26 protein-coding genes and 1 pseudogene are annotated in these 26,794 nt (G+C 61.9%); 9 read left to right on the forward strand and 18 right to left on the reverse strand.

All coding sequences use genetic code 11. The annotated features are described in order from the left end of the window. Positions 1-80: 80 nt before the first annotated feature. The gene (locus BLR69_RS14730; RefSeq protein ID WP_069078116.1) at positions 81-1,433 is read right to left on the reverse strand and encodes a GntP family permease; all 1,353 of its coding nucleotides are present in this window, start codon (positions 1,431-1,433) and stop codon (positions 81-83) included. An 84-nt stretch (positions 1,434-1,517) separates the two neighbouring features. Continuing rightward, positions 1,518-2,051 (reverse strand): gluconokinase, encoded by a 534-nt coding sequence (locus tag BLR69_RS14735; RefSeq protein ID WP_071496617.1) that lies wholly within the window; start codon positions 2,049-2,051, stop codon positions 1,518-1,520. 212 nt (positions 2,052-2,263) lie between these two features. On the opposite strand from BLR69_RS14735, the gene gntR reads away from it, so the two are divergent. From gntR to BLR69_RS14760, 5 genes are all read left to right on the forward strand, one after another. Then, positions 2,264-3,295 (forward strand): HTH-type transcriptional regulator GntR, encoded by a 1,032-nt coding sequence (gene gntR / locus BLR69_RS14740; RefSeq protein ID WP_166794328.1) that lies wholly within the window; start codon positions 2,264-2,266, stop codon positions 3,293-3,295. 144 nt (positions 3,296-3,439) lie between these two features. After that, on the forward strand, positions 3,440-4,072 hold the full coding sequence (locus BLR69_RS14745; protein ID WP_071496615.1) for a glutathione S-transferase family protein: 633 nt from the start codon (positions 3,440-3,442) through the stop codon (positions 4,070-4,072). A gap of 15 nt (positions 4,073-4,087) precedes the next feature. After that, positions 4,088-4,825, forward strand: a complete 738-nt coding sequence (locus tag BLR69_RS14750) for an NAD-dependent epimerase/dehydratase family protein (RefSeq protein ID WP_071496614.1) — start codon at positions 4,088-4,090, stop codon at positions 4,823-4,825. A 9-nt stretch (positions 4,826-4,834) separates the two neighbouring features. Then, a complete protein-coding gene (locus tag BLR69_RS14755) occupies positions 4,835-6,244 on the forward strand; it encodes an MFS transporter (RefSeq protein WP_071496613.1) in 1,410 nt (469 codons plus the stop codon). 133 nt (positions 6,245-6,377) lie between these two features. Continuing rightward, positions 6,378-6,899 (forward strand): hypothetical protein, encoded by a 522-nt coding sequence (locus tag BLR69_RS14760; protein ID WP_071496612.1) that lies wholly within the window; start codon positions 6,378-6,380, stop codon positions 6,897-6,899. Between the two features lie 56 nt (positions 6,900-6,955). On the opposite strand, the gene BLR69_RS31540 is transcribed toward BLR69_RS14760, so the two are convergent. From BLR69_RS31540 to BLR69_RS14770, 3 genes and pseudogenes are all read right to left on the reverse strand, one after another. After that, positions 6,956-7,525, reverse strand: coding sequence for a methyl-accepting chemotaxis protein (locus BLR69_RS31540; RefSeq protein WP_408003533.1), 570 nt, complete (start codon positions 7,523-7,525; stop codon positions 6,956-6,958). Further along, positions 7,499-8,275 (reverse strand): annotated as a pseudogene (locus BLR69_RS31545) (PAS domain-containing protein); the annotation flags it as partial. The gene BLR69_RS31540 and the pseudogene BLR69_RS31545, both read right to left, overlap by 27 nt. 168 nt (positions 8,276-8,443) lie before the next feature. Next, positions 8,444-9,313, reverse strand: a complete 870-nt coding sequence (locus BLR69_RS14770) for a LysR family transcriptional regulator (protein ID WP_071496610.1) — start codon at positions 9,311-9,313, stop codon at positions 8,444-8,446. Between the two features lie 96 nt (positions 9,314-9,409). On the opposite strand from BLR69_RS14770, the gene gstA reads away from it, so the two are divergent. Then, positions 9,410-10,012 (forward strand): glutathione transferase GstA, encoded by a 603-nt coding sequence (gene gstA / locus BLR69_RS14775; RefSeq protein WP_071496609.1) that lies wholly within the window; start codon positions 9,410-9,412, stop codon positions 10,010-10,012. Here the strand turns inward: gstA and BLR69_RS14780 are convergent. The 9 genes from BLR69_RS14780 to BLR69_RS14820 form a co-directional block, all read right to left on the reverse strand. After that, the gene (locus BLR69_RS14780) at positions 9,952-11,382 is read right to left on the reverse strand and encodes an aromatic amino acid lyase (RefSeq protein WP_071496608.1); all 1,431 of its coding nucleotides are present in this window, start codon (positions 11,380-11,382) and stop codon (positions 9,952-9,954) included. The two genes, gstA and BLR69_RS14780, sit on opposite strands and share 61 nt — an antisense overlap. Further along, positions 11,379-12,383 (reverse strand): ornithine cyclodeaminase family protein, encoded by a 1,005-nt coding sequence (locus tag BLR69_RS14785; protein ID WP_071496607.1) that lies wholly within the window; start codon positions 12,381-12,383, stop codon positions 11,379-11,381. Before BLR69_RS14785 ends, BLR69_RS14780 begins: the two co-directional genes overlap by 4 nt. 2 nt (positions 12,384-12,385) lie before the next feature. Continuing rightward, positions 12,386-13,312, reverse strand: a complete 927-nt coding sequence (locus tag BLR69_RS14790; RefSeq protein ID WP_071496606.1) for an aliphatic sulfonate ABC transporter substrate-binding protein — start codon at positions 13,310-13,312, stop codon at positions 12,386-12,388. Beyond that, positions 13,312-14,325 carry an ABC transporter substrate-binding protein gene (locus BLR69_RS14795; RefSeq protein WP_071496605.1) on the reverse strand — a complete coding sequence of 338 codons (1,014 nt, stop codon included), beginning with the start codon at positions 14,323-14,325 and terminating at the stop codon, positions 13,312-13,314. The genes BLR69_RS14790 and BLR69_RS14795 overlap by 1 nt, the downstream gene beginning before the upstream one ends. A 162-nt stretch (positions 14,326-14,487) precedes the next feature. Further along, a complete protein-coding gene (locus BLR69_RS14800; protein ID WP_071496604.1) occupies positions 14,488-17,124 on the reverse strand; it encodes a TonB-dependent receptor in 2,637 nt (878 codons plus the stop codon). A gap of 115 nt (positions 17,125-17,239) precedes the next feature. Further along, positions 17,240-18,184 (reverse strand): FecR domain-containing protein, encoded by a 945-nt coding sequence (locus BLR69_RS14805; RefSeq protein WP_076955193.1) that lies wholly within the window; start codon positions 18,182-18,184, stop codon positions 17,240-17,242. Continuing rightward, complete coding sequence (locus BLR69_RS14810; protein WP_071496595.1) at positions 18,181-18,690, reverse strand: sigma-70 family RNA polymerase sigma factor; 510 nt, start codon at positions 18,688-18,690, stop codon at positions 18,181-18,183. Before BLR69_RS14810 ends, BLR69_RS14805 begins: the two co-directional genes overlap by 4 nt. A 108-nt stretch (positions 18,691-18,798) precedes the next feature. Continuing rightward, on the reverse strand, positions 18,799-19,590 hold the full coding sequence (locus BLR69_RS14815; RefSeq protein WP_071496594.1) for a phosphate/phosphite/phosphonate ABC transporter substrate-binding protein: 792 nt from the start codon (positions 19,588-19,590) through the stop codon (positions 18,799-18,801). 9 nt (positions 19,591-19,599) lie between these two features. Beyond that, the gene (locus BLR69_RS14820) at positions 19,600-20,529 is read right to left on the reverse strand and encodes a fatty acid desaturase (protein ID WP_071496593.1); all 930 of its coding nucleotides are present in this window, start codon (positions 20,527-20,529) and stop codon (positions 19,600-19,602) included. A gap of 301 nt (positions 20,530-20,830) precedes the next feature. Between BLR69_RS14820 and BLR69_RS14825 the strand changes: the two genes are divergently transcribed. Continuing rightward, positions 20,831-21,268: a GNAT family N-acetyltransferase gene (locus BLR69_RS14825; RefSeq protein WP_071496592.1), complete on the forward strand. Its 438-nt coding sequence runs from the start codon at positions 20,831-20,833 to the stop codon at positions 21,266-21,268. Between the two features lie 59 nt (positions 21,269-21,327). Further along, positions 21,328-22,146 carry a class I SAM-dependent methyltransferase gene (locus BLR69_RS14830; protein WP_071496591.1) on the forward strand — a complete coding sequence of 273 codons (819 nt, stop codon included), beginning with the start codon at positions 21,328-21,330 and terminating at the stop codon, positions 22,144-22,146. A 185-nt stretch (positions 22,147-22,331) separates the two neighbouring features. On the opposite strand, the gene def is transcribed toward BLR69_RS14830, so the two are convergent. From def to BLR69_RS14845, 3 genes are all read right to left on the reverse strand, one after another. Then, positions 22,332-22,871, reverse strand: a complete 540-nt coding sequence (gene def, locus BLR69_RS14835) for a peptide deformylase (protein ID WP_071496590.1) — start codon at positions 22,869-22,871, stop codon at positions 22,332-22,334. Positions 22,872-22,874: 3 nt separating this feature from the next. Further along, on the reverse strand, positions 22,875-23,825 hold the full coding sequence (locus BLR69_RS14840) for a YihY/virulence factor BrkB family protein (RefSeq protein ID WP_071496589.1): 951 nt from the start codon (positions 23,823-23,825) through the stop codon (positions 22,875-22,877). Between the two features lie 169 nt (positions 23,826-23,994). After that, positions 23,995-24,180 carry a CsbD family protein gene (locus tag BLR69_RS14845; protein WP_024077074.1) on the reverse strand — a complete coding sequence of 62 codons (186 nt, stop codon included), beginning with the start codon at positions 24,178-24,180 and terminating at the stop codon, positions 23,995-23,997. Positions 24,181-24,381: 201 nt separating this feature from the next. Between BLR69_RS14845 and BLR69_RS14850 the strand changes: the two genes are divergently transcribed. Then, on the forward strand, positions 24,382-24,759 hold the full coding sequence (locus tag BLR69_RS14850) for a hypothetical protein (RefSeq protein WP_071496588.1): 378 nt from the start codon (positions 24,382-24,384) through the stop codon (positions 24,757-24,759). Between the two features lie 116 nt (positions 24,760-24,875). Here the strand turns inward: BLR69_RS14850 and fadD1 are convergent, their stop codons facing one another. Next, positions 24,876-26,567 (reverse strand): long-chain-fatty-acid--CoA ligase FadD1, encoded by a 1,692-nt coding sequence (fadD1, locus tag BLR69_RS14855; protein ID WP_071496587.1) that lies wholly within the window; start codon positions 26,565-26,567, stop codon positions 24,876-24,878. Positions 26,568-26,794 lie beyond the last annotated feature (227 nt).

Below are 26,794 nucleotides of genomic sequence, written 5' to 3' on the forward strand. Positions count from 1 at the left end.
GTGGATCAGTCACCAGATGCTGTGACTGACACTCTGCTATCGGGGGCAAGCCCCCTCCCACATTTGTTCCGCGGTGTGGCTTAGACCACCAACGACAGCAGCATGATGAAGATCAGTGCCACGATCGACAGAATCGTCTCCATCGCCGTCCAGGTCTTGAACGTCTCGGCCACGGTCATGTTGAAGTACTGCTTCACCAGCCAGAACCCCGCATCGTTGACGTGAGACAGGATCAACGAACCCGCCCCCGTCGCCAACACCAACAGCTCACGGTTAACCCCCGGAATCATCCCCACCACCGGCACCACGATGCCCGCGCCAGTAATGGTCGCCACCGTGGCCGAACCGGTTGCCACACGGATCACCGCCGCCACCAGCCACGCCAGCAGGATCGGATTGATCTGTGCATTCACCGCCATGTGACCGATCACATCACCCACGCCGCTGGTCACCAGCATCTGCTTGAAGCCACCACCGGCGCCGATGATCAGGATGATCGCAGCGGTCGGCGCAAGGCTGGCATCGAGCAGCTTGAGGATCTGCTTGGAGTGGATGCCCTGGCGATGGCCAAAGGTGTACAGCGACAGCAGCAAGGCCAGCAGCAAGGCGGTGATCGGGTGACCGATCATGTCCATCCAGTTGCGTACCACGTTGCCTTCGGCAAACGCGATGTCGGCGAAGGTTTTGAGCAGCATCAGGAACACCGGCAGCAGCACGGTGACCAGGGTGATGCCGAAGCTCGGCAGGTCTTTGTTCTCAGGCTCGCGGGCCAGTTGATCGACCAGTTCCTGGGACGGGTTGCCCGGGATGTACTTGGCGATGAACGTACCGAAGATCGGGCCGGCGATGATGGCCGTCGGCAGTGCGACGATCAGGCCGTAGAGAATAGTCTTGCCGATGTCCGCGCCAAACACGCCGATGGCCAGCAGCGGGCCCGGGTGCGGTGGCACCAGGCCGTGCACCGCCGACAGACCGGCCAGCAGCGGAATGCCGATCTTGATCAGCGACACACCGGTACGGCGCGCGACGATGAACACCAGCGGGATCAGCAGCACAAAGCCGATCTCGAAGAACAGCGGGATACCCACCAGGAACGCAGCGAACATCATGGCCCACTGCACCTTCTCTTTGCCGAAGGCGCGGATCAGGGTCTGGGCGATCTGATCGGCGCCGCCGGATTCGGCCATCATCTTGCCGAGCATCGTACCCAGCGCGAGGATGATGCCGACAAAGCCGAGCACCCCGCCGAAGCCGTCCTGGAACGCCTTGATAATCTTGTCCACGGGCATGCCCGAGGTCAGGCCGAGGAAGCCAGCCGCGATGATCAGCGCAATGAACGGGTGCACCTTGAACTTGGTGATCAGAACGATCAACCCGATGATGGTAACCACTGCGTCTAGCAGCAGGTAGGACTCGTGGGACATGCCAAACATGGGGGGTCTCTCCTGTTTGTTGTTGTTATTAAAGCGGGTGTTGAATTTCCTGCCGGGGACAGCGCTATCTTTTCCGGCAAAAAATTAATGGGTTGGTTCAAAGCCGTGTTGCAGCCACCAGGCGTTGGTCTGCTCGGCCAGCTCCTCGACGCTGTCTTCGCTGGCGTTGAGGGCCAGGGTCAGCGGCTCGCCCTTGGGCGATTCAAGGGTGGCGAACTGGCTGTCTATGAGGCTGGCGGGCATGAAATGGCCGGGGCGATGGGACACACGGTCGGCGGCCACTTCACGGGTCAGTTCCAGGAACACGAAACCCAGGCCCGGCGCGGCTTCGCGCAGGTGGTCGCGGTATTTCTTTTTCAGGGCCGAACAGGTGAGCACGGGATGCTCGCCCGCCTTGAGCGAACGGCGCAGTTCATCGCACAGGATGTCGAGCCAGCCGGCGCGGTCGTCGTCGTTGAGGGGGTGGCCGGCGCTCATCTTTTCGATGTTGGCGGCGGGGTGAAAGCTGTCGCCTTCAATCGCGGTGGCGCCGTTCAGGCGGCACAGGGCCTCGCTGACACTGGTCTTGCCACAGCCGGCGACACCCATGATGACCAGGGCGGTAACAGGTTGACTCATGAAACACCTCAGGACGCAGATAGCGCTACCTTTGCACGCTGTAAGGCTAGTGCAAAAACAGGCTTTTCCCGCGCCGTCTTGTCATTTTTATGGAGTGACGCGTGCATCCTCTCCAATCATTTGAACCGGATCAGGCAACCCTGCGTTCAAGCATTTGCAGCTACTTGGAGACAGCGCTACCTTAGTGCCTCGATTTTTGTTTGGCAAGCCGCCTGATGACCTCCAAGAACGATAAAAAAATGCGCACCACGGGTCGCCCGACCCTTAATGAAGTCGCCCGCCTGGCCGGCGTCAGCCCGATTACCGCCTCCCGCGCCCTGCGCGGCATCAGCACCGTCGCCACCGAACTGGTGGAGAAGGTGCAACAGGCCGCCGCCGAACTGAACTACGTGGTCAACCCCGCCGCCCGCGCCCTGGCCTCGGCCCAGAGCCATTCGGTGGTGGTGTTGGTGCCGTCGTTGTCCAACCTGCTGTTTATCGAAACCCTCGAAGCCATCCACCAAGTCCTGCGCCCCAAGGGCTTCGAAGTGCTGATCGGCAACTCTCATTACTCCCGCGATGAAGAAGAAAACCTGTTGCGCAACTACATGGCCTACCAGCCACGGGGTTTGTTGCTTACCGGGTTTGATCGCACCGAAAGCGCCCGACGAATGGTCGAGGCCAGCAATGTGCCCTGCGTGTACATGATGGACCTGGACCCCAACGCCGGGGTGAACTGCGTGGGTTTCTCGCAATTGGCGGCAGGTGAGACCGCGGCGGCGCACCTGCTGTCCCGTGGACGCAAGCGCCTGGCGTATATCGGCGCGCAATTGGACCAACGTACGTTGCTGCGCGGTGAAGGTTTCCGCCGGGCGCTGCAACAAGCCGGGATGTACGACCCGGCGCTGGAACTCCTGACACCGCGCCCGTCTTCCGTGGGCCTGGGAGGTGAATTGTTCCTGCAGTTGCTGGCGGCCCATCCGGATGTGGATGCGATCTTCTTCGGCAACGACGACCTGGCCCAGGGCGCACTGCTGGAAGCCATGCGCCATGGCATCAAGGTGCCGGAGCGTGTGGCTGTACTGGGCTTCAACGACTTGCCGGCGTCGTCGTTCATGGTGCCGCGCCTGAGCAGCATCAGTACACCGCGTGAGGCGATCGGCCGGCGCGCAGCCGAGCATCTGTTGACGATCATGGCCGGTAACAAGATCGCCAAGCCGGTGGTGGATATGGGGTTTGAGTTGCAGATACGAGAAAGCACTTGACCCATGTGGGAGGGGGCTTGCCCCCGCTTGCAGTGTGTCAGGCCGGTTAGCTGCAACTGCACCACCGATATCGGGGGCAAGCCCCCTCCCACATTGCTATCACCCCTGCTAGATTGGCCCTTCTCCACATGCCAGGGAAGCACCATGGGCCACTCACTGAAAATCTTGGGCCGCACGTCCTCCATCAACGTGCGCAAAGTGCTCTGGACCTGCCAGGAACTGGGCATCGATTACCAACGCGAAGACTGGGGCATCGGCTACACCTCTACCCAATCCGCCGAATTCCTCGCCCTGAACCCCAACGCCCAGGTGCCGGTGTTGATCGACGACCACGGCGTGCTGTGGGAGTCCAACACCATCTGCCGCTACCTCGTCAGCCTTTACCAGCGCCACGACCTGCTCCCCGCCGAACCCGCACCCCGGGCGCGCGTCGAGCAATGGATGGACTGGCAAGCCACCGAACTCAACCCGTCTTGGGGCTACGCGTTCCATGCGCTGGTACGCCAGCACCCGGACTATCAGGACCCGCAGCGTATCCAGGCCGGCGTACAGGCCTGGAACGACAAGATGGGCCTGCTCGAACAACAGTTGATCAAGACCGGCGCCTACGTCACCGGTGATGAATTCACCCTGGCCGATATCCTCGTCGGCCTCTCGGTCCACCGCTGGCGCAACGCGCCCCTGGAACATCCGCCCTACCCTGCGGTGCAGGCGTATTACCAACGTCTCAGCCAGCGCCCCGGTTTCAAAACCTTTGCCCTCGACGGCCATAACTAAAACAAGGACTGCACCGTGAAAGGACTCAACATACTGCTGACCGGCGCCTGCGGCAGAATCGGCAAGACATTTTTCGAAGCCTCGCAAGATCGCTACCGCTTCACGCTCACTGATCGTATTGCGCCGGATTTCGCCCTAGGCGAGCACCGCTTCATACACGCTGACCTCAGCGATAAAACCGGGCTAGCCACCTTGCTTGAAGGCATCGACGTGATCGTGCACCTGTCGGGCATCCCCCACGCCAGCGCCTCGTTCGACGAATTGCTGCCCAACAATATCCTCGCCACCACCTGGCTGTTCGAAGCCGCCGTAGCCGCTGGCGTCAAGCGCCTGGTGTTCGCCAGCAGTGCGCAAACCATCGAAGGTTACCCGGTGGACCGCCAGATCACCCCGGGCATGCAGGTCATGCCCGCCAACCTGTATGGCGTGAGCAAATGCTACGGCGAGGCGCTGTGTGGCTATTACGCCGCGAAAACACCGCTGTCGACGATTGCCCTGCGCATCGGCGCCTTCGAATTTCCCGAAACCCACGACCTCAACAACGCCCGCGACCTCAGCGCCTGGCTCAGCCCGCGTGACGCGGTGCAGTTGCTGCAACGTTCGGTAGAAGCCGAGGGGGTGAAGCACCTGATCGCCCATGGTATTTCCAACAACCGCTTCAAGCGCCTGGACTTGAGCGAGACCACACGGGTGCTGGGTTACCATCCCCAGGATGACGCGTTTCAAACATTCGAGATTCCGATCACTTATTGAGTTTCCCCCATGCCCGCACTCTCCAGTACCGACGGAATCGACCCAATCCGCGCCGCCCACATCAGCGCACGCATCGACCGCCTGCCTGCCGTCGCCACGGTCTGGCGCCTGGTGGCGTTGCTGTCCATCGGCGGCTTTTTCGAGCTGTACGACCTGTTCCAGACCGCCTATATCAGCCCCGGCCTGATCAGCGACGGGATTTTCCACACCGGCAGCGAGGGCGTATTCGGCTTCTCGGACCAGGCCGCCTTTGCCTCGGCGACCTTTCTCGGTCTATTCCTTGGCGCCAGCCTGCTCAGCCCGATCGCCGACCGTTTCGGGCGGCGGGCGATTTTCACCTTTGCGTTGATCTGGTACACCGTCGCTACCGTGTTGATGGGGCTTCAAACGTCAGCGCTGGGCATCATCGGCATGCGTTTCCTGGTGGGTATCGGCCTGGGCATCGAACTGGTGACCATCGACGCCTACCTCTCGGAACTGGTGCCCAAGCGCATGCGCAGTTCGGCGTTTGCCTTTGCGTTTTTCATCCAGTTTCTGTCGGTGCCGGCGGTGGCATTGATGTCGTGGTGGTTGGTGCCGCAAGCGCCGTTCGGCGTGTCGGGCTGGCGCTGGGTGGTGCTGAGCAGTGCGGTGTTTGCGCTGTTTATCTGGCAACTGCGCAAGCGCCTGCCAGAGTCACCGCGCTGGCTTGCACAAAAGGGCCGCTTCGCAGAAGCGGGGACGATCATGGACAACCTGGAAGCACGCTGCCAGAAAGACCACGGCAAACCGCTGGACGAACCCGAGCCGGAAGCCGTCAGCGTGCAAGGCAGTGGCCGCTTTGCCGATATCTGGCAACCGCCATACCGCCGCCGCGCGTTGATGCTGATCGTGTTTCATGTGTTCCAGGCCATCGGTTTCTTCGGCTTCGGCAATTGGTTGCCGGCGTTGCTGTCCGGCCAGGGCGTCAGCGTGACCCACAGTTTGCTCTACGCCTTCATCATCACCCTCGCCTACCCGTTGGGGCCGCTGCTGTTCGTGAAGGTGGCCAATCGCTTTGAAAACAAATGGCAAATCGTCGGATCGGCGCTGGGCGCGATGATCTTCGGCAGCCTGTTCGCCCTGCAAACCACGGCGGTGGGTCTGGTGATCTGCGGGGTGATGATCACCTTCTGCAACGCCTGGCTGAGCTTCAGCTACCACTCCTATCAGAGCGAGTTGTTCCCGACCAACATCCGCGCACGGGCGGTGGGCTTCTGTTATTCGTTCAGCCGCTTGTCCACGGTGTTCAGCAGCTTGTTGATCGGTTTTATCCTCGAACATCTGGGCACGCCTGGAGTGTTGGCGTTCATTGCCAGCAGCATGCTGATCGTGATGATCACCATCAGTTGGTTCGGGCCGCGTACGCGGAACCTGGCGCTGGAAAATATCGCCCATTGACGGCAATGGCTGGCCGCCGGCAGGACAACCCTTGCCGCGCCGGCCACACCATGCACAGTAAAACCGGGCACTTCACACCCGGCACGCTATTTGCTCCACCTGTGGCACCGAACATTTCCACAGGTGACCGATCATGCTGGTTAACAACAACACCCAAGCCGTGTCGACCGTTCAACAGATCAAACGGCCCGACATGGACCCCGCCAACGCCGCCGCCAGCGCGCTGTACAGCGGTGCCCTGCAGGCCGCGCAGCAAAGCGTGACCGTACCGGCCGCACAGAAGGAACTGGACAAGGCCGCCGACCGCATCGACGAAGCCTTCGCCAAGACCCGTGTGCAGTTGCAGACCACCACCGAGGCCGTCACCGCCTCAACGGCGACTGCGGACGTGCCGAAAACCGGTTCGACCGCCACCACGGCGCGCGCCGAGTTCACGGACTACATGAGCAAATCCCCGGCCGAACGTATCCGCGAGCAATTGCTCAAGGAGCAGGGCTTGACCGAGGCGGATGTGCAGAACATGTCCCAGGAAAAGCAGGACGCGATTTCCAAGCAGGTGGCTGAACGCCTGAAGCAGCAGCAAGAGCAGCAGGTAGCGGCGAAAACTGCTGAGCCGCAGGCGCAGACAGTAAAAGAAACTCTGGCCGCGATCTGACAAGCACCGCTGACCAATGGTAGGAGCCGGCAAACCGGCTCTTACAGGGTTTTGGTTTATTGCAGTTGCAACGTCGAGTTGAACTGCCCGATCGCATCCACCACATGCCGTGACCCTTCCTGGATTTCCAGGATCACCTGCCCCGCTTCATTCGCCAGTTCCACCCCCAGCCCCGTGCGGCTCAAGCTCGACTGCATGCTCGACACCGCGCTCAGCGACAGGTCGTGGTTCTTGCGCACCACATCGACAATCTCCACCGTCGCCTGGCTGGTACGTGCCGCGAGGCTGCGCACTTCATCGGCCACCACCGCAAAGCCGCGCCCATGCTCGCCCGCCCGCGCCGCTTCAATCGCGGCGTTGAGCGCCAGCATGTTGGTTTGCTCGGCAATGCTGCGGATGGTCTGCACGATGCTGCCGATGATGTCCGATTGCTTGCTCACCGCATCAATGCTTTGCGCCGCCTGGTTCAGATCGTGGGAAATTTCTTCAATGATCTGCACCGTCTGCTGCACCACCTCCGAGCCCTTGCGCGCACAGGCGTCGTTTTGCACCGAGGTGGCGTGGGCCGAGTCGGCTGCGGTTCTCAGGGTGGTGACCTGGTCGGTGATGTCGCTGGCGAACTTCACCACTTTGTACAGGCGCCCACTGGTGTCGAAGATCGGGTTGTAGGACGCCTCCAGGAACAATGTCTTGCCGTATTTGTTTTTGCGCTCAAAGCGGTGCGAGTGGTATTCGCCGCGATTGAGCGATGCCCAGAACGCCTTGTAGGCCGGCGACTCCACTTCGCTGCGATGGCAGAACATGCTGTGGTGCTGACCGACGATTTCATCCAGCGAGTACTGCACGGTTTTCAGGAAGTTTTCGTTGGCGTTGAGGATCTGGCCCTGGGGGGTGAACTCGATCACCGCCATGGAACGGCTAATGGCATCGATCAGACTCTGGTTTTCATGTTCATGGTGAACCCGCGCGGAAATATCCGACGCGACCTTGATCACGCTCTGCACGTGATTGTCCTTGTCCAGCACCGGCATATAGCTGGCTTCGAGCCACACTTCCTGTCCGTGCTTGTTCACACGCATGAAGGTGCCGCTGAGCGCCTCGCCCCGTGCCAGGTCGCGCCATAGCTTGGCGTAGGCATCGGTGTGGGTGTAAGCCTCGTCGCAGAAGATACGGTGGTGTTTGCCGCGAATCTCCTCGGCGCTGTAGCCCATGGTTTGGCAGAAGTTGTCGTTGGCGTCGAGGATCACGCCAGTAGGGTCGAACTCGATCATGGCCATGGAACGGCTGATGGCGGCGAGTTTGGCGTTGGATTCGGTCAGGGCGCAGGAGAAACGTTCGATTTGTTGCAGGTCGGATTTGTGATGGCGGTTGAACATGTTCGGATCACCCTTTCAAATACCAGCGCCTGGAGGGGCGCATTCCATTCACGGATTGAATATTGCTGGCAGATCTTTATGGGAACAACCATCCGAATCGCTTTATATGCCAAGCGTCATCAACGGTTCTGGATGAGCATAGACAGGGCTTGGCGCTATGCAAGGCCACTAGTCAACCAGCATTTCCAACAGTGCGCTGACGGCGGCTGACGGTGGACGACTCGGCGTGCCGACCAAGGCAAATTCACGCTGCAGCGGCACCTTCAGCGCCATCACCCGCAGGCCCTTGCGCTGGATAGGCAGGGCCATTTCCGGCACCAGCGTGACGCCAACCCCCTCGCGCACCAGGCTGAAGGCACTGTTCCATTCGCGCACTTCCACGCGAATATCCCGCAGGGTCAGCCCCGCAGCGGCCCCCAGGCTGCGCGCATTGGCGGTACAACCACCGGTAGCCAGTACGAAAGGCTGCTCAAGTAACTCCTCAAGCGACACACATGCATCAGCCGGGCGTTGCGCCAGCGCATGGTCCACTGGCAGCACGGCCATCCACAAGTCACGGCCCAGCACGGTCGCATTGCGCTCGGGCGTTGGGTTGAGCACCACGCCCAGGTCGACGAGGCCGCTATCGAGCAAGGTGAGCACTTCGTTGTCGGTGACATCCAGGGTGGTGACCTCGATACCGGGATAGAGCTGCGCAAAACGTTGCAATGCGGGGGTCAGAAACGTCGCCAGCACCCTCGGGAAACTGGCGATGCGAATCGTCCCACGCAACATCGGCCTGGCGTCGTCCACAGTGCTGCGAATCGCCTGCAAGGCACCGAGCATCACCCGCGCCTGTTCGATCACACTCAAGCCCAGGGCCGTAGGCAAGGTCTTGCGCGGTTCACGGATGAACAGTTGCGCGCCCAACGTCGCCTCCATGCCGGCCATGGCCTGGCTGGCAGCGGACTGGGTCATGCCCACCCGCTCGGCGGCGGCGGTGATGCTGCCGTGATCGGCCACGGCCACCAGCAGGCGCCAGTGCATCAGGTTCATCATGGCAGTAGCTGTCCTTATGGCGGGGGTCTGAAGGTTTAATTTTACGCACGGTGCCACGCCCGCGAGACTGGCGCAAATTCAACGGAGCTGCCCCAGATGAAACTGTATTTCTTCCCTCACGCCTGTTCCCTCGCACCGCATATCGTGCTGCGCGAATTGGCTTTGCCGTTCGACCTGGTGCTGGTCGATAACCAGGCCAAGACCACCGCCGAGGGCGAAGACTTCCTGCAGATCAACCCCAAGGGCTACGTCGCCGCCCTGAAGCTGGACAACGGCCAGGTACTCACCGAAGCCAGCGCGATCCTGCAATACCTCGCCGACCTGAAACCCGCCGCCGGCCTGGCGCCGGTCAATGGCAGCTGGGAGCGGGTGCGCTTGCAGGAATGGCTGAATTTTATCGCCACCGAGATTCATGGCGGCTTGGCGGTGTTCTTCAACGACGCGATCCAGGGCGACATGCGCGCGCTGTTCGAGGCCACGCTGTTCAAACGTTTCGCGGTGCTGGTGCAAACGCTGGAGCGCCAGGATTACCTGTTGGGGTCGCACTACTCGGTGGCGGATGCCTACCTGTTCGTGGTGCTGCGCTGGGCGGCATTCCACGCGATTGACCTGGGCCAGTGGCCGGCGCTGGCGGCGTTTCAGCAACGCGTGGGTGAGCGACCTGCGGTGGTTGCCGCACTGGCCGCTGAAAACCCATGAGTTGAGATGAAGCGCCCCAGCGCCAACACATCCACCGAGCCCGAGCGATCCTGATCCAGGTGCGCAACCTGGCTGCGCACCTCGGCATGGATCTGCCCGGTGCCCTGCCCCAATCGCAACGTACCCCGCAGGTCCACCGCCTGCGCCGCGACGATCAGCTCAATACTGGCCAGCCACACCACCCGCTCGACCAACCGACGGGTCTTGTCGACCACCGCCAAGGCCTGCCCCGCATAATCTTCAACACGATCCGCCACCGGCACACTCACCGCCGGCAGCGGATTGGCCAAATGGCCGATTTCCGCGACCAATGCCGAGCTGGTGCGCTGCAACGCCGCCATGCCGACATGGCCCGGTTGAGTGATCAGGAAGCGCGGCAAGTCACTGGACGCCGGCGAGAGCAACTTGGCGATGCGTTCGGCACTGCACGCTGCCACTCGACTCAGCGCCAGGCCCAGCCCTTCTGCGGCGAGCGCCAAATGCGTACTGTCGAAATTCGCCGTGGCCAACACCAGCGCTTCCTCGCTGATCAACGCCGGGTTGTCCGCGCCGCTGCGCAATTCCAACTCGATCAGCGCATGCAACTGGTGCAACGCCTGCTGCGCCGCGCCTTGGACCACCGTGGCGCAGCGAAAGCTCAGCGGGTCTTGCAGGCGACGCGGGCCGTCCGCCAACTCGCCCGCCGCCAGCAACCGCAACAACGCCGCCGATTGCTCGGTTTGCCCTGGCGCCGGGCGCAGGCGTGAGGCCCAAGGCTGGAACGGGCTGAGGTTGGCGCGATAGCCCTCACACGACAACGCCAGCGCCGCGAGCAACGCCTCCAACGCCCGCTGTGCCTCGGCCACCAGCAACGCGCCGAGCCCGACGCTGGCGGCATTCGCCGAGACCAGCGCCAAGCCATCTTTACCGGTCAGCGGCACCGCCAGCGCCAGGCTCAGGTGCGCCAACGGCGCCAGGTCGCTCTCGCCCAAGGAGCCCAGCAACGGCACCTCGGGCTCGACGCCTGAGTTGAGCAGGTCGAGCAATGCCTGCGCCGCTGCCAGTGAAATTCCCGAGCGCCCCTGGGCCAGTCCGGCCAGGCGCACAGCGGTGATGGCGCGCAATTCCTGGCGGTTGGCAAGACGCCCCACCCCCACCGCCCGCCCCAACGGAATGCTCGCCTGCACCGGCGCCAGCGGCGTATCCACCGCCGCGCCAAGGCCGGTGTTGACGCCATAGATCGGCGTGCCTTCAGCCGCCAGTTTCACCAGCAGCCGATGACCTTCATCGATACGTTGAAGCGCTTTTGGGCTGAAATCCGCTGGCACATCCTGCCGCGCAATCGTCAGCAGGTCCGCCAGCGTCAAGCCTTGGGGATCGAAGTGAATCATGCCCAGCGCAACCGCTGGCCAATGCCCAGGCGCCTGGATTTCTCCAGCAGCGCATGGCCCAACGCGATGTCACTGAGGCTCAGCCCGCGATGCCAGAAAAGGATGGTTTCCTCGGGGGTTTCCCGGCCATTCTTCAAGCCGGCCACGATCTGGCCCAACTCGGCATGCAGGGTCTCGGCGCTGAGCTTTCCCGCGTCGACATGGGCGCGCAACGAACCGAACAGACCGCCCTTGCACTGGCCCCAATCATCCACCACCAACTTGCTCATGATGTCGGTGAGCGACAGTTCCACCGCGCTCATGGTGCCGTAGGGGACCACGAAGGCGCCGGGTTTGATCCACTCGGTGCGCAGCAGCGGTTCAGGCTGGTCCAGGCGCGAGGCCTCGACCACGATGTCGGCACCACGCACGGTGGACTCCCAATCGTCAGTGACGATCACCGGCTTGCCCAGGTCCCGGCGCAGGCGTTCGGCAAAGGCTTCGCGGCTTTCACTACGGCGTGAGTGCACGCGGATTTCCTCGAAGTCGAACAGGTGATCCAGCAGGCGCACGTTCCAGTAGGCGGTGCCACGCGCGCCGATATGCGCCAGCACTTTACTGTCGGGCCGGGCCAGGTATTTGGCGCCGATGGCCGTGACCGCGCCGGTGCGCATATCGGTGATCGCCGAGGCATCGAGGATCGCCCTGGGAATACCGGTGGCCGGGTCCAGCAGGTTGAGGATCGCCAATTCCGAGGGCAGGCCCTTGCGGTAGTTGTCGACAAAATCCCCCACCACCTTGACCCCGGCGTAGCCGATATCCCCGCCCAGTACGCCGCGCAGCACATTGAAGTGGCCGTTGATCTCGCCGCCGGGAATCAGGTGGGTCCGCGGCTCGATCACCGCCTCGCCACGCCCCTGGATCGCCAGGCTGGCTTCGATGGCGCTGAGGATTTCATCGTTGGAGAGGCCCAGCTCGTCAATGTCGAGGCCGTTGAGAAAATCGATGTAGATCGGTTGCATGGTCATGGCGCCTTGAAGACAGCTTGCTGCACATCGACCTTTTTCGGGATCAGGCCGTTGGCGAAGAACAGGTCCGCCGTGCGTTGCTGGGTAGCGACGTCCGAGGCTTGCAGCGGCCGTATCGGCGCGGGTGAGCGGTGTTCGAAGTAGCTTTTCACCACCGCCGGTTGCAGGCCCAGGGTCTTGGCCATCAGTGCAATGCTTTCTTCGGGCTTGTCGAGGGACAGGCGCTGCGCCTTGCCCAGGGTCTGGATGATCGTGCCGATGGACTGCGGGTACTGCTTGGCAAACGGGCTGCTGACCACAAAGAAACTGCCGGCCGGGTTGAGGCCCTGACCGTCACCCAGCACACGGGCGGAGCCGTCGACCACGGCGGCGGAGTAGTACGGGTCCCACACCACCCAGGCATCGACTTTGCCTTGCTCGAACGCAGCACGACCATCGGACGGCGACAGGTACACCACGTTCACGTCCTTCCATTGCAGGCCGGCGCGCAGCAGGCTTTTGAGGAACAGGTTGTGCGCGCTGGAGCCCTTGAGCAGCGCCACGCGCTTGCCCTTCAGTTCAGCCACGCTCTGCACCGGACTGGCCTTGGGCACCAGCACCGCTTCGGTCTTGCCCTCGTTGGGCTCGACGGCAAAGTATTGCAAGTCGATGCCGGCGGCCTGGGCAAAGATCGGCGGGATGTCGCCGATATTGCCGATGTCCAGGCTGCCGCCATTCAGCGCTTCGATCAGCGGCGGGCCGCCGAGGAACTCGATCCACTGCACCTGCGTGCCGGGCAGCGCCGCTTCGAAGAGTTTGTGCTCACGGGCCAGCACCATGCTCACCGAGCTTTTCTGGTAGCCGATACGCAAGGTGGAGGGCTCGACCGCCAGCACCTGACCGGCGATCAATGACAGTACCGCCGCAGCGAAGATTTTAAGCATCAGAGCGCCCCCTTGACCTTGGCCGCGACATCCGCCGGCACCCATTGCTGCCAGACATCTGGATGGTCCTTGAGGAAGGCTTCAGCCACTTGGCGGGGCGGCGTACGTTTCTCGCTCATGTCGCCGAGGATGCCATTGAGCAAATCAATCGGCAGGTCGACCTTTTCAAACACGCTCACCAGTTGCGGGTACTGCGCCTTGAACGGCGCCGACACACCAATTGCCAGGCGTGCCGGCATTGAGCGGGTACCGATGGGGTTGGGGTTTTTCGCGTCGGACAGGGTCTTCCAGGCGTCGGCGTTGAACGGCGGCTCTTCCAGCTTGACCAGCTTGAAGCGGCCCAGCAGCGGCGTTGGCGACCAGTAGTAGAACAACACCGGCTTGCCGCGACGGATCGACGACGCCACTTCGGCATCCAGCGCCGCACCGGAGCCGGTGCGGAAGTTGACGAAGCTGTCGGTGAGTTTGTAGGCCTTGAGTTTCTGGCTGTTGACGATCTCCGAGGTCCAGCCGGTGGGGCTGTTGAGGAAACGCCCACGGCTCGGGTCTTCCGGGTCGCGGAACACGTCCTTGTAGCGCGGCAGGTCGGCCACCGATTTCAGGTCCGGCGCCAGGGGTTTGATACCGCGCGCGGCATCGCCCTTGATCACGAACTCCGGCACCCACCAGCCTTCGGTGGCGCCCTTGACCGTGTCGCCCAGGCCGAACACCTTGCCCTCGTTTTCTGCCTTGACCCACGCCGGACTGCGCCCGGCCCATTCTTCGCCAATCACTTGGATATCGTCCTTGGCCAGGGCGGCTTCCAGGCTCACGGTGCTACCGGGCAAAGTGTCGGTGGGCAGGCCGTAGCCCTTCTCGACGATCAGGCGCAGCACCTCGGTGATCAGGCTGCCGCTTTCCCAGGTGATGTCACCGAAGTGGATGGGTTTGACGGGGTCGGCGGCCGCTGTCGGCTGCGCCAGAACGGCCAGTGCCAGCAGCGAGCAACCAAACAGGTGTTTAAGCTTTTTCATGCAGAACCTCATGGCGAATCAATTTCCAGAACACAGAAGATCCAGTGTGGGAGCGGGCTTGCTCGCGAAGGCGTTGGGTCAGCCAACACTTGCATCAACTGACCCACCGCATTCGCGAGCAAGCCCGCTCCCACATTTGATCTCTGCGGTATTCAAGATCGGTTAAAAGTCATAACTGAGCCGCGTGTAGTAAAAGGCCCCTTCCGGCGCCGACGGCGACAGGTAGCTGTACTGCTGGCCCGGGGTCTGGCGCAGGCGGGTGTTGAAGTCGTCGGGTTTGCTGTCGAACAGGTTGTTGGCGCCGATCGACAGTCGCAGTTGCTGGGTGAAGCAGTAGTTCACGTCCAGGTCGGTGTTCCATTGCGCGCCGAAGGTCTGGTCGTACTGGGCGTTGGCTGCACTGGCGGCGTATTTGCGGTACTCGCCGTAGCGGGTTTCGCTGAGGGCGATGGTCCAGGCGCCGATGCGGTGGGTGGCGCCGAGCACCAGCTTGTCTTCGGGGTAGCCGTGTTCGAGGAAACCACGGGCTTCGCGGGTGAGGATATCGAACCCGTTGGGGTTTTCGTGGACCTTCTCAATCGTGGTGCGCGCCTTGGTGTAACCGGCCGACAGGCTCAACGCGCCGTACTGCGCCAGGTCCAGGTTGTACTTGCCGACGATGTCGACACCCCGCGTGCGCGTATTGGCCGCGTTGGTCATGAACTGCGCCCAGGTGTACTGGCCAAACCCGGCCTGCTGCAGGATCTGCTCGGCACGCGGCCCGGAAATGCCGCCGCTGTAGAGCAAGCGATCACGGATCGAAATCTGATAAGCGTCGAGGGTCAGCGACGCGTTTTCGACCGGCCGCAGCACCAGGCCCAGGGAGTAGTTGGTGGACTTCTCGGGCTTGAGCGGCTCGGCGCCCAGGGCACGGGCGGCCGGGTTGTCGGCCGGCAACATGCGGGTGAGCACCGGGTTGCCGTTGATGTCGACGTTGGTGGTAGTGGTCCACGACGTGCCGATCTGGCCTAGGGTCGGTGCACGGAACGAGTTGTTCAGCGTGGCACGCAAGCCCACCTGCGGGGTGAAGTCATACCGCGCCGACAGCTTGCCAGTGGTGGCCGAACCGAAGTCCGAGTAGTGCTCGGTACGCCCGGCCAGGCCGACCTGGAATTTATCGGTGAGCTGATGTTCGAGGCCGAAGTACACACCGCCGACATCACGCTTGTAGGTGCCGGCGTCATCCGGCGTCAGGCCGGAGGCTTGCACCGCGCCGACCTGCACCCCGTTGATGCCGCCAAAGGAGTAAGACTCGTAGTCGCCGGCCTCCAGTCGATACTGCTCATGGCGGTAGGCAATGCCTGCCGAGACAGTCAGCGGGTGGCTCGACCAGCTGACGTCCAAATCCTTGGCGTAATCCAGGCCGAGGTTGGTCTGCTCGTTGACCAGGGTGGCCACGTCGAACTTGGTCGGGCTGTTCAAGCCATAGCTGGGGTTGAGAGTGTTGAAGGCCAGTTCATCGTGCTGGTCGCGCCCGTAGGTGGCGCTGAGGTCGAAGCGGCCGAGGGTCTCGTCTTCGTAGCGGGTGCCGACGGTGAGCGCACCGTCTTCATAGCGGTAGCGGTACTTGGGAATGGTGCCGTTGGGGTAGATGCCCGGCACGTTGTTCGGGTTGTTGGCCAACAGCGGCGGCGTGTTGTTCACCGATTTGTCCTGGCCGAAGGTGGCGAAACTGTAGAGGCGCCACTGGTCGTTGAGGCCGATTTCGGCATTCGCCGCCAGGTTGAATTTATCGCGCCCGGCGCCGCCCCATCGGGGGTCTTGCGGTTGGCCGTCGGCGACGTATTTGTCGCCAATGTCGGTGGGTTTGTTGTTGAGGGTGTTGAAGCTCAGCGTGAGGAAACCATCCCCCGGCAAGCCCAGGCCGTACCAGCCGTCGGTGGTCTTGCTGAAGCCGTCGCCCTGGGCGTATTTGCCCAGCTGGGTGTTGACCTGGCCGCCGCTGTCACGCTCCTTGAGCACGATGTTGACCACGCCCGCCACCGCATCCGAACCGTATTGAGCCGAGGCGCCATCGCGCAGCACTTCGACGTGGTCGATGCTGCTGATGGGGATCATGTCCAGGTCCACCGGCTGCGCACCAATGAACGGCACGCCACCGGAGATGTTCACCACTGCCGAGGCATGGCGGCGCTTGCCGTTGATCAGCACCAGCGTCTGGTCCGGTGCCAGCCCGCGCAGGGACGCGCCCTTGGGGTTCTGGCCACGGGTGGCGCTCTGGTTCTGCGGAAAGTTGAACGACGGCAGCAGTTGGAACAAAGCCTGGTTGAGGCTGGTGGCGCCGGTCTGCTTGAGTTCTTCGGCGTTGATCACGTCCACCGGCGCGGCGCTGGTGAGGGCGGTGGCATCACTGCGCCGGGTGCCGATGGCGACCACGCGGTCCAGGGTCGGTGCTTGCGCAGCACTGGTTTGCGCCTTGACGTTGCGGGTGGCGTTTTTGCTCGCGCCCTCCTTGATGATGAACGCGCCGTCCGGGCTGACCTGGACTTGCAGGCCGGTGCCCTTCAGCGCTGCGTCGACAGCCTGTTGCGCCGACAGTGAACCGTCCACGCTGGCCGAAGAATAGTTTGCCAACTGTGGCGTGAACGAGATCACTTGACCGCTTTGCCGACTGATATTGAGCAGTACTTCATCCAACGGGCCAGGGGCGATGTGGTAGACCTGGCGCGCCTCTTCAGCACTGGCGGCGAACGCGAAAAACAGACTGGCCAACGGCACCAGGGCAAAGGTTCGACGCGGCACACGGTTGAACTGACTCACTTTGGCTCCCCCCAAGGAAACTCGAGAACGCTGCTCCCCGCAGCGCTTACGGGAGTGATGTGGCACGGCCGGGGGAAAACTTGCAGATCGTTTGGTTATGTCGATAGAACCGAGGTTATGCAGCATTGACGGTCACCCACAGGCCGGTACGGCGGGTGATGTGAATGGGCAAGGTGCGCGCCAGGGTGTCGAGGATTTGCTGAGGGTTATCCAGCCGGTACAGGCCGCTGACGCGCAGGCCCGCCACTGCCGGGTCCAGGCGCAACACGCCGTTGTGATAAGGCCGCAGCGCCTCGATGACTTCAGCCAGCGGGCGGTCGCGCACTTGCAGGAAGCCGTCGACCCAGGCCGTGGCACCGAAGGAACTGGCCTGCACCGGACCGAAACCGGCACGGTCGTAATGCACCGCATGGCCGGCGGCAAGTTGCAGGCGCTCGCCGTTCTGGCCGTCGATTTCTACCGCGCCGTTTAGCGCGACGACCTGACCCTGCCCTGCCCGCTCGCGCACCAGGAGGCGGTTGCCGTAGGCGCGCAGACGCGCCTGGTCGGTCTGGATCATGAAAGGCCGAATGCGATCGCCGGCCACCTTGGCCAGTAACTCGCCCTCGCGCAGGCGTACCAGGCGCCGTTGTGGGTCGAACTGGATATCCGCCGCGCTTTGTGCGTTGAGCAACAGCTCGCTGCCATCGTCCAACTTAACGGTGCGGCGCTCGCCGGTGCCTGTGCGGATATCTGCCGTGAGTTCCGCCAGAGGCACACCCAGCGGCTTGGCCAACCAAGCCGCGCCGGCAGCCACACCCGCACCGACCAGCGCGACCTGCAACACCTGGCGGCGACTGGACGGTGCCGCCAATGCCTGCTGCAACAGCTGGCCGCTGACGCCTTGGGCCTGGGGAATCTGGAACACGCCAAGGCGCGTTTCCAACTGTCGGCACAGCGCGTCATGGCGTGGGTCGGCGGCACGCCAATGTTGGTAGCGCTGCCAGTCGCGCGCCGTGGCCTGGCCGGAACGCAGCAGCACGTACCAGCGCGTAGCGTCGTCGATCAGGTCGTCGTTCATTCCAGGCACAGCCGCAGGCACCGGTTGAAGGCGCGGGTCATGTAGTCGCTGACCGAACGCTGGGAAATCCCCAGCTCGGCGGCGATTTCCGGGTAGGTCAGGCCATTGAGTTGCGAAAGCAAAAAGGTCGCCTTGACCTTGGCGGGCAAGCCGTCGAGCAACTGGTCGATGGCGTGCAAGGCCTCAAGCATTTGCGCCAGCTCTTCCGGGGATGGCGCGGTGGACGTCGCCTCGTTATCGAGAGCGTCGAGGTAGGCACGCTCCAGGTCACGGCGACGCCACAGCTGGTACATCAGGCGCTGGGCGATGGTGGTGAGCAAGGCGCGGGGCTGGCGGATCGGCACCACGCCCGGCGCACTCAGGAGCTGGACGAAGGTGTCGGCGGCAATGTCTTCGGCGTGGGCGCGGGAATCGAGGTGGCGATGCAAACGGCTGCACAGCCAGTCGTAATGACTGCGGAACAATCCGCCCACGTAATCGCTGTGAGAAGTGTCGGCGCCGGACATAGTGGCTCCATCTGAGAAGGTTGCACGTTATGTCCGGTGTTCCGGTGGAGCGATCCTAGCAAGGCCGCTTATTCTTTAATAATATTTAAAAGGTATTTTTATATAACCTTATTGAAGCACTGGATAACCGGCACTGACGGCCTGATCCTGGTAGTTCAATAGCACCGCATAGTCGCTTTCGTTGGCGGGGAGCACTTCGTGCAAGCCCAGTGTCTCGGCCACCTCGGGCAAGTCCTGCAACGCCTGGTTCATCGCCCGGCGGATCTGAACCACCTGTTCATCGCTCAAGCCCAACGGGCCGATATAGGGCAAGGTCGGGCTCGGCGCACTGCGGGTAACGATGCGCAGGCCCGCCACCTCCTGTGGCGCGAAACGGGCGAGGTAGTCGTAGGTCACGCTGTCGATGGCGGCGAGGTCGGCACGGTCTTCGCGCAGCCAGCGCAGGCTCTCGCGGTGGGCGCCGCTGATACCGACACTGGCGAAGAAACGCCCGTCGCGTTGCAGGGGGGCAAGGCGTTCGCGCAACAGGTTCATGCCGCTGTTGGAGTCGTGGCCGTTGATCACGCCACGGCTGTTGTGGAAGTCCGCCAGGCGGTGGCGCGGGTTGTCGTCGCGGGTCAGCAGCAGGCTGCAATGTTCGCCCTGGCTGCTGTGGGGTAACTCATAGCGCGGTCGACCGATCACGCGGACCTTACCGCGCAACTGGGTCATCAGTGGATAACCGCAGGTCTGGGTCACCAGCAATTCGGGGGCCAGCCACAGGCCGGGCAAGTCGAGACGATCGGCATTGAGACGGCGCAGCCCAAGGTGTTCAAGGATGCGCGCCAGCCACTGTTGGCTGGCCTGCCGGACCGGCTCGGGCGCGACATACATCAGCAGTTCGGCGTAGTGCTCACTCATGCTCGTCTCTCACGCAAAGGGGTGCCGGGGGCTGTCGATGGCCTTGAGCCCGTGGCGGCCGATCAACTGGCCGTAGCCTTGCACCAGAAAGCCACCACTGCGCGCGATCCATTGTTCACGCCGGGCGCGATAGACCGTGGGCAGCAAGTACCAGGGCAGTTTCGGCAAATCGTGGTGCACCAGGTGCAGGTTGTTATTGAGGAACAGCCAGGTCCACGGCCAGGACGCTTCGTTGAGCACGCTGCGTTGCTCGGGCCGGGGGTGCGGGCGGTGTTCATAGTAGGAACGGATCGAGGCCAGGGACAAGGCCGGCACACTGACCAGCAGCAGGTAATGCCCCACCGACAGCGCGCTGTAGTGGGCGATGAAACCCAGCATCAGCACGGTGACAGCACCGTGGGCCAGCCACATCGGCCACACCTGGGGCAGGCGCTGGCATTCATGGCGGATCAGGCGGCCAATCGACAAAGGGGCAGAAAGCAGGAAGCGGCCGAGTACGGTCTTGGTCACCCCATGCACGCCGCGTTCGAACAGCGAGCTGTGGTCCCATTGCTGCTGGGTGAGGTAGCGGCTTTCCGGGTCGACGCCCGGCAGGGTCAGGTCTGCGTCGTTGTGGTGCAGCAGATGGCTGTCGCGGTACAGCGTGTAGGGGTACCACACGGCAAAGGGTGCATAGCCGAGAAGCTTATTGAGCAGCAGCGAAGGGGTGGGATGGCCGTGGAGCAGTTCGTGTTGGACCGACAGCCACAGCGTCACGAGCGGGATCAACAGCAGTGTGCTCAACCACAGGCCCAGCCAATGGCTGCCGAGGATCACGGCGAACCAACCGGCGTAGATGCCGATCAACAGCAGCCAGGTCGGCCACTCGGTTCTGGCGGTAAAGCGTTGGGCCAGGGTTTCGATTTCCCGGCGTTGGGCAGGATCAAGGTAGTGGGCCATCGGCAGCTCAGAGCAGGTGTTTCCTGCTCTGTGCAATGGCGCGGGAAAATCTTGCAGATCGTTTGGTTCTAAGCTTGTAACTCAGTGACCGAACAGGCCTGTCTCGGTTTTCTTGGCTTTCTTGTCGGCACGTTTTTCATCCGCGGTCTTTGCCGGTTTTTTCTTCGCGGCTTTCTTTGAATCCATACCTTTGGCCATGATGCGTACTCCACTTTAAGGGGTTGCAGTGATGGGTATACCACCTATTGCCGCGCACAAGGCGTTTATAATCCCCGGCCCTTGATAACGCTGCCTGAAGACCATGCCCCCATTGCACATCGAACCGCTGGCCGAGCCGCTGTGGCCGCTGCTGAACAAGTTTTACCGCAACCACAATTCGTCGATGAAGGCACTCAAGGGCGGGCGTTTGTGGGTGGCGCGCGAGGGCGAGATTGTTGCCGGCTTGTGCCTCACGCCCGTGGTCGGCGGGCGGTGGCTGACCGGGGTGTTCGTTGACCCGGCCTATCGCGGCCAAGGGCTGGCGGCGCGACTGATCACGGCGGCGGCGGCCGATGTGGACGGTACGCTGTGGTTGCTGTGCCATCCGGAGCTCGAAGGGTTGTATCAGCGCATGGGCTTTACCCAGGACACCGTGCTGCCGCAGTCGCTCAATGAACGGCTGGTGCGCTACAAGCGCAACAAACCGATGATCGCGATGGGCTTAGATCGTTTGGTGAGGTCGACCTCGGATAATGTGTGATCAACGGGTGCAATGCCCATGCTAGCCTCGGCGACACAATGGCCCTTTACAGGATGATCATGAAAACGACGCTCGCCGCTCTCTCCCTCACCGCCCTGCTCGCCCCGGCCTTGAGCCAGGCCGCCGACGCACCGATCAGCGCCCAGCAGTACCAAAGCGTACTGGCCGGCAGTTGGCGCGACCCGGCCAACAGCGCCCGTGACGGCTATCGCCACCCGCAACAGACCCTGGAATTCTTTGGCCTGGGCGCCAAGCAAACCGTGATCGAGATCACCCCCGGTGGCGGTTGGTACAGCGAAGTGCTGGCACCGCTGCTCAAGGATCACGGGCAGTACATCGCCGCCGTGCAGGCCGCGAGCAGCAGCGCCTATGCGCGCACGTCGGAAGAGAACCTGAAGAAGAAATTCGCGGCTGACCCAGCGCGCTACGGCAAGGCCTCGGTGGTGGAGTTCGATCCCACGGCGCCGGTATTCGGCAAACCCGCTTCGGCGGATGCGGTGCTGACGTTTCGCAACGTGCATAACTGGGTAGCGGCGGGAACCGCGTCGGCCACGTTCAGTGCGTTGTACCAGGTACTGAAACCGGGCGGCGTGCTGGGTGTGGAAGATCACCGGGCCAAGGACGGGGCGGATCTGCAGGCGATCAAGGACAGCGGCTACCTGACCACCGCCCAGGTAGTGAAGCTGGCAACTGATGCCGGGTTCAAGCTGGCGGGGCAGAGCGAAGTGAATGCCAACCCGAAGGACACCAAGGATTACCCGGGTGGTGTATGGACGTTGCCGCCGACGTTGAAGTTGGGGGAGCAGGATAAGGCCAGGTATGTGGCGATTGGCGAGTCGGATCGGATGACGTTGCGTTTTATCAAACCCAGCCACTAACAAACATTGGAGTATCGCTTTTCTGTAGTGAGCGGGCTTGCCCCGCGTTGGGGCGCGAAGCGGCCCTAAAACCTGCCACCGAGTTTTGTCTGAATGAACGCGGTGGTTTTGTTGGGGCCGCTTCGCAGGCCAGCGCGGGGCAAGCCCGCTCACCACAACAAGCAGCCTCACATTCAGCTGCAGGATCAGTCGTCGGCAGTGGGGTCCATGTCCGGGAACATCACCTCGATAAATCCGAACTTGCTGAAGTCGGTGATCCGCGACGGGTACAACCGGCCTATCAGGTGGTCGCACTCATGCTGCACCACCCGCGCATGAAAACCGTCGGCAAACCGTACAATCGGCTCGCCCTTGGGATCAAACCCTTCGTAGCGAATCTGTTGATAACGGTTTACCGCGCCCCGCAGGCCCGGCACGGACAGGCAGCCTTCATAGCCCTCTTCCAGCACCGGGCTGAGGGGGGTGATCAGCGGGTTGATCAGGATCGTCTGCGGCACCGGCGGTGCGTCCGGGTAGCGTTCGCTGGCCTCGAAACCGAAGATCACCAATTGCAGGTCGACGCCGATCTGCGGTGCGGCCAGGCCAACGCCGCCCACGTGTTCCATGGTCTGGAACATGTCGTCGATCAATTGCCACAACTCAGGGCTGTCGAACATTTCCGGCGGAACCGGAGTCGCGATACGCAGCAGGCGCTCGTCGCCCATTTTCAGGATTTCACGGATCATCGATCAGACTTCGTCAGGGGTGGGCTTGGAGTGGTCCCGGCCGAGGCCTGAGACGTGCTGTTTTTCATCAGTGTGGCCGGGTTCGTCGAACTCTTTTTCACCGGGGTCCTTGCCCTCGGCGGACATGTGCTCGATCACTGCATTCATCTCCGCGCCTAGCAACAGCACGGCGGCGGAAATGTAGAAGTACAGGAGCAACACGATGATCGCGCCGATACTGCCATACATGGCGTTGTAGTCGGCGAAGGTTTTGACGTAGTAGCCAAAGCCCAGGGACGCGACGATCCACACCACTACCGCCAGCACGGAGCCTGGGGTGATGAAGCGGAATTTCTGCTCGACGTCCGGCATCACGTAGTACATGAGGGCCACGGCGAACATCAGCAAAATCACGATCAACGGCCAGCGCAGGATGGTCCACAGGGTCACCACGAACTCCTGCATGCCGATCTGCCCGGCCAGCCATTCCATTACTTGCGGGCCCAGCACCATCAGCGCAGCAGCGGCCAGCAACATGCCGGCGATGCCGACCGTGTAGAAAATCGACAGCGGGAAGCGCTTCCAGATCGGCCGGCCTTCCACCACGTCGTAGGCGGCGTTCATCGCGCTCATCATCAGGCGCACACCGGCCGAGGCGGTCCACAGCGCAATCACGATACCCACCGACAGCAGGCCACCCTTGGATTGCTGCAACTGGTCGATCACCGGGTTCACCTGCTCCAGCGCCTGGGGCGGCAACACCAGTTCCGACTGCAGGCGCAGCCAGGTGAAGAAGTCCGGCAGGTGCAGGAAACCGATCAGGGCAATCAGGAACAACAGGAAGGGAAACAGCGAGAACAGCATCTGGTAGGCCAGTGCCGACGCATAGGTGGGCATTTCGTCATCGACGAATTCCTTGACGGTACGCAACAGCACTTTGTGCAGCTTGAGACCATCGAGAACCGGAAAAATCATAGCGTCTCCTTTCGCCGCAAAAAGTTGAGTTTGTGGGCGACTCAGGGGCCGTTTTCTACATCAAGGTAGCCTATTTGGCGACCTTGAAACAATTTCGAAACTTTAATCACGCCGTGTGACATAAAAACGGCCATCCGTGGATGGCCGTTTGGACTGCTTGAAAGCGCGCTTACTTGGTCGCTTTTTTCACTGCGTCCTTGGTGTCGCCTACCGCTTTCTGCACTTCGCCTTTCTTTTCCTGAATGACACCTTCAGCGCGCAGTTTGTCGTTGCCGGTGACTTTACCGACACCTTGCTTGATATTGCCGACCGCCTCGTTTGCCACGCCTTTAACCTTGTCAGATGTGCTGCTCATGGTATTTCTCCGAAAGAACAATCAAGGGTTTTGGGTCATTACCTAAAGATTGACCCGAGGCCGTTGCGCAGAGTTTCAATTATTTTTACCCAGGCATTTCATCGCCGACCGCAGGTTTGGCTTTATGTTTTGCGGCCAACCCACGAGAATGCCCGGCACATTCAGGCTATAACGCTGAATAACAGATCCCGTAGGAAGGTTATGAAACTCAATAAAGCACAGGCCATCGCCCGCAGAAACACCGAACTGGGCGGAGCCGTACTCGGCGTCAACAACTGCCACTTCACCGACCTGGACCGCAAGCGCAACATCTGGTGGTTCGACCTGCCGGTGGGCCGGATTGCCGTGGGCCAGTACGAGTGGATCCACCTGTTGATGCACAACGCCGAGACCGACCAGTTGCTGCACCTGAAGGTGCCAACGCTGTTCCTGCGTGAAAAGCTCGAAGGCCTGGTGGTGCGCAATGCGGGCAAGCGCAAGCCGGAGATCACGCTGGAGCTGAGCGCGGACAAGGATTCGTTCTTGAAGGATGTGCGTCCGGCAGGGGCTGGCGTGAGCTTCGCGCAGTTCGCCCTGTAAAAAACGCTGTTCAAAATGTGGGAGGGGGCTTGCCCCCGATAGCGGTGTATCAGTCAGCACATCGGTAGCTGACACACTGCCATCGGGGGCAAGCCCCCTCCCACATTGGTATAGCGTTACTTTTTAAGACCGAGCTTCTTCAACTCTTCATCGCGCAGCTCACGGCGCAGGATCTTGCCCACGTTGGTGGTCGGCAATGCATCGCGGAATTCCACGGCCTTGGGCACTTTGTACGCAGTGACGTTGGCACGCATATGCTCCATCACTTGGTCCTTGGTCAGGGTGGCACCCGGCTTGACCACGATGAACAGCTTGATGTGCTCCCCGGACTTTTCGTCCGGCACACCGATGGCCGCGCACTGCAGCACGCCCGGCAGGCCTGCCAGTACGTCTTCCAGTTCATTGGGGTACACGTTGAAGCCCGAGACGAGGATCATGTCCTTCTTGCGATCGACGATGCGCATGTAGCCGTCCGGCTGGATGATCGCGATGTCGCCGGTCTTGAGCCAGCCTTCGCTGTCGAGCATCTCGTCGGTGGCGTCCTGGCGCTGCCAGTAGCCCTTCATCACCTGCGGGCCTTTGACGCACAGCTCGCCGGTTTCACCCAGTGCGAGTTCAGTGCCGTCATCGGCGATGACTTTACACACGGTGGACGGCACCGGGATGCCGATGGTGCCGATCTGGATATGCTGGATCGGGTTCACGGTGGCCACCGGGCTGGTCTCGGTCATGCCGTAGCCTTCGCAGATGCCACAACCGGTCACCGCCTTCCAACGCTCGGCCGCTGCCAGTTGCAGGGCCATGCCGCCGGACAGGGTGACTTTAAGCGCGGAGAAATCCAGCTTGCGGAACGCTTCGTTGTTGCACAGCGCCACAAACAGCGTGTTCAAGCCGACAAAGCCGCTGAACTTCCACTTCGACAGTTCCTTGACCATCGCCGGCAGGTCGCGAGGGTTGCTGATCAGGATGTTGTGGTTGCCGATCAGCATCATCGCCATGCAATGAAAGGTGAACGCATAGATGTGGTAAAGCGGCAGCGGCGTGATCAGGATCTCGCAGCCTTCATTGAGGTTGGAGCCCATCAGCGCCTTGCATTGCAACATGTTGGCGACCAGGTTGCGGTGGGTGAGCATCGCGCCCTTGGCCACGCCGGTGGTGCCGCCGGTGTATTGCAGCACGGCCACATCGCTGCTGGCCGGGCTGACGTCGCTGACCGGTTGGCCGTGCCCCTTGGCCAGCACGTCGTTGAACTTGATCGCCTTGGGCAGGTGATACGCCGGGACCATTTTCTTCACGTACTTGATGACGCTGTTGATCAGCAGGCGCTTGAGCGGCGGCAACAGGTCGGCGACTTCGGTGACGATCACATGCTTGACGGCGGTCTTGGGCACGACCTTTTCCGCCAGGTGCGCCATGTTGGCCAGGCACACCAGGGCCTTGGCGCCGGAGTCGTTGAATTGGTGTTCCATTTCCCGCGCGGTGTACAGCGGGTTGGTGTTGACCACGATCAGGCCGGCGCGGATGGCGCCGAACACGGCGACCGGGTATTGCAGGACGTTGGGCAGTTGCACGGCGATTCGATCGCCGGGCTTCAAGTCGGTGTGCTGTTGCAGGTACGCGGCGAAGGCGCCGGACAGTTCGTACAATTCACCGTAGGTGATTGTCTTGCCCAGGTTGCTGAAAGCCGGTTTGTTGGCGAAGCGCTGGCAGGACTGCTTCAGTACCGCCTGAATATTCGGATACTCGTCTGGATTGATTTCTGCGGCAATCCCGGCGGGGTACTTATCCTTCCAAAAGTCTTCGTTCATGGAAGCCCACTCCTCAGCGACGTCAGCGACGCGAATTCATCATCGCATTTGATGCGATTATTATTGGTGTATGTTTTTTTAGGTGAATCTGGCGCTTTCAAGCAGGCCGAGACGTCACAAAGCGCGCCGAGAGTAGCAGCTTTGCCAAAGGCCGCCTAGAGCCAAAAGAGGGGGCCACGGTCATAAACACGACTGTCCTACAATATTTGGTCACACTTTAAACCAAG

Origin of the sequence: Pseudomonas azotoformans, assembly GCF_900103345.1 — a bacterium.
GTDB lineage: Bacteria > Pseudomonadota > Gammaproteobacteria > Pseudomonadales > Pseudomonadaceae > Aquipseudomonas > Aquipseudomonas azotoformans.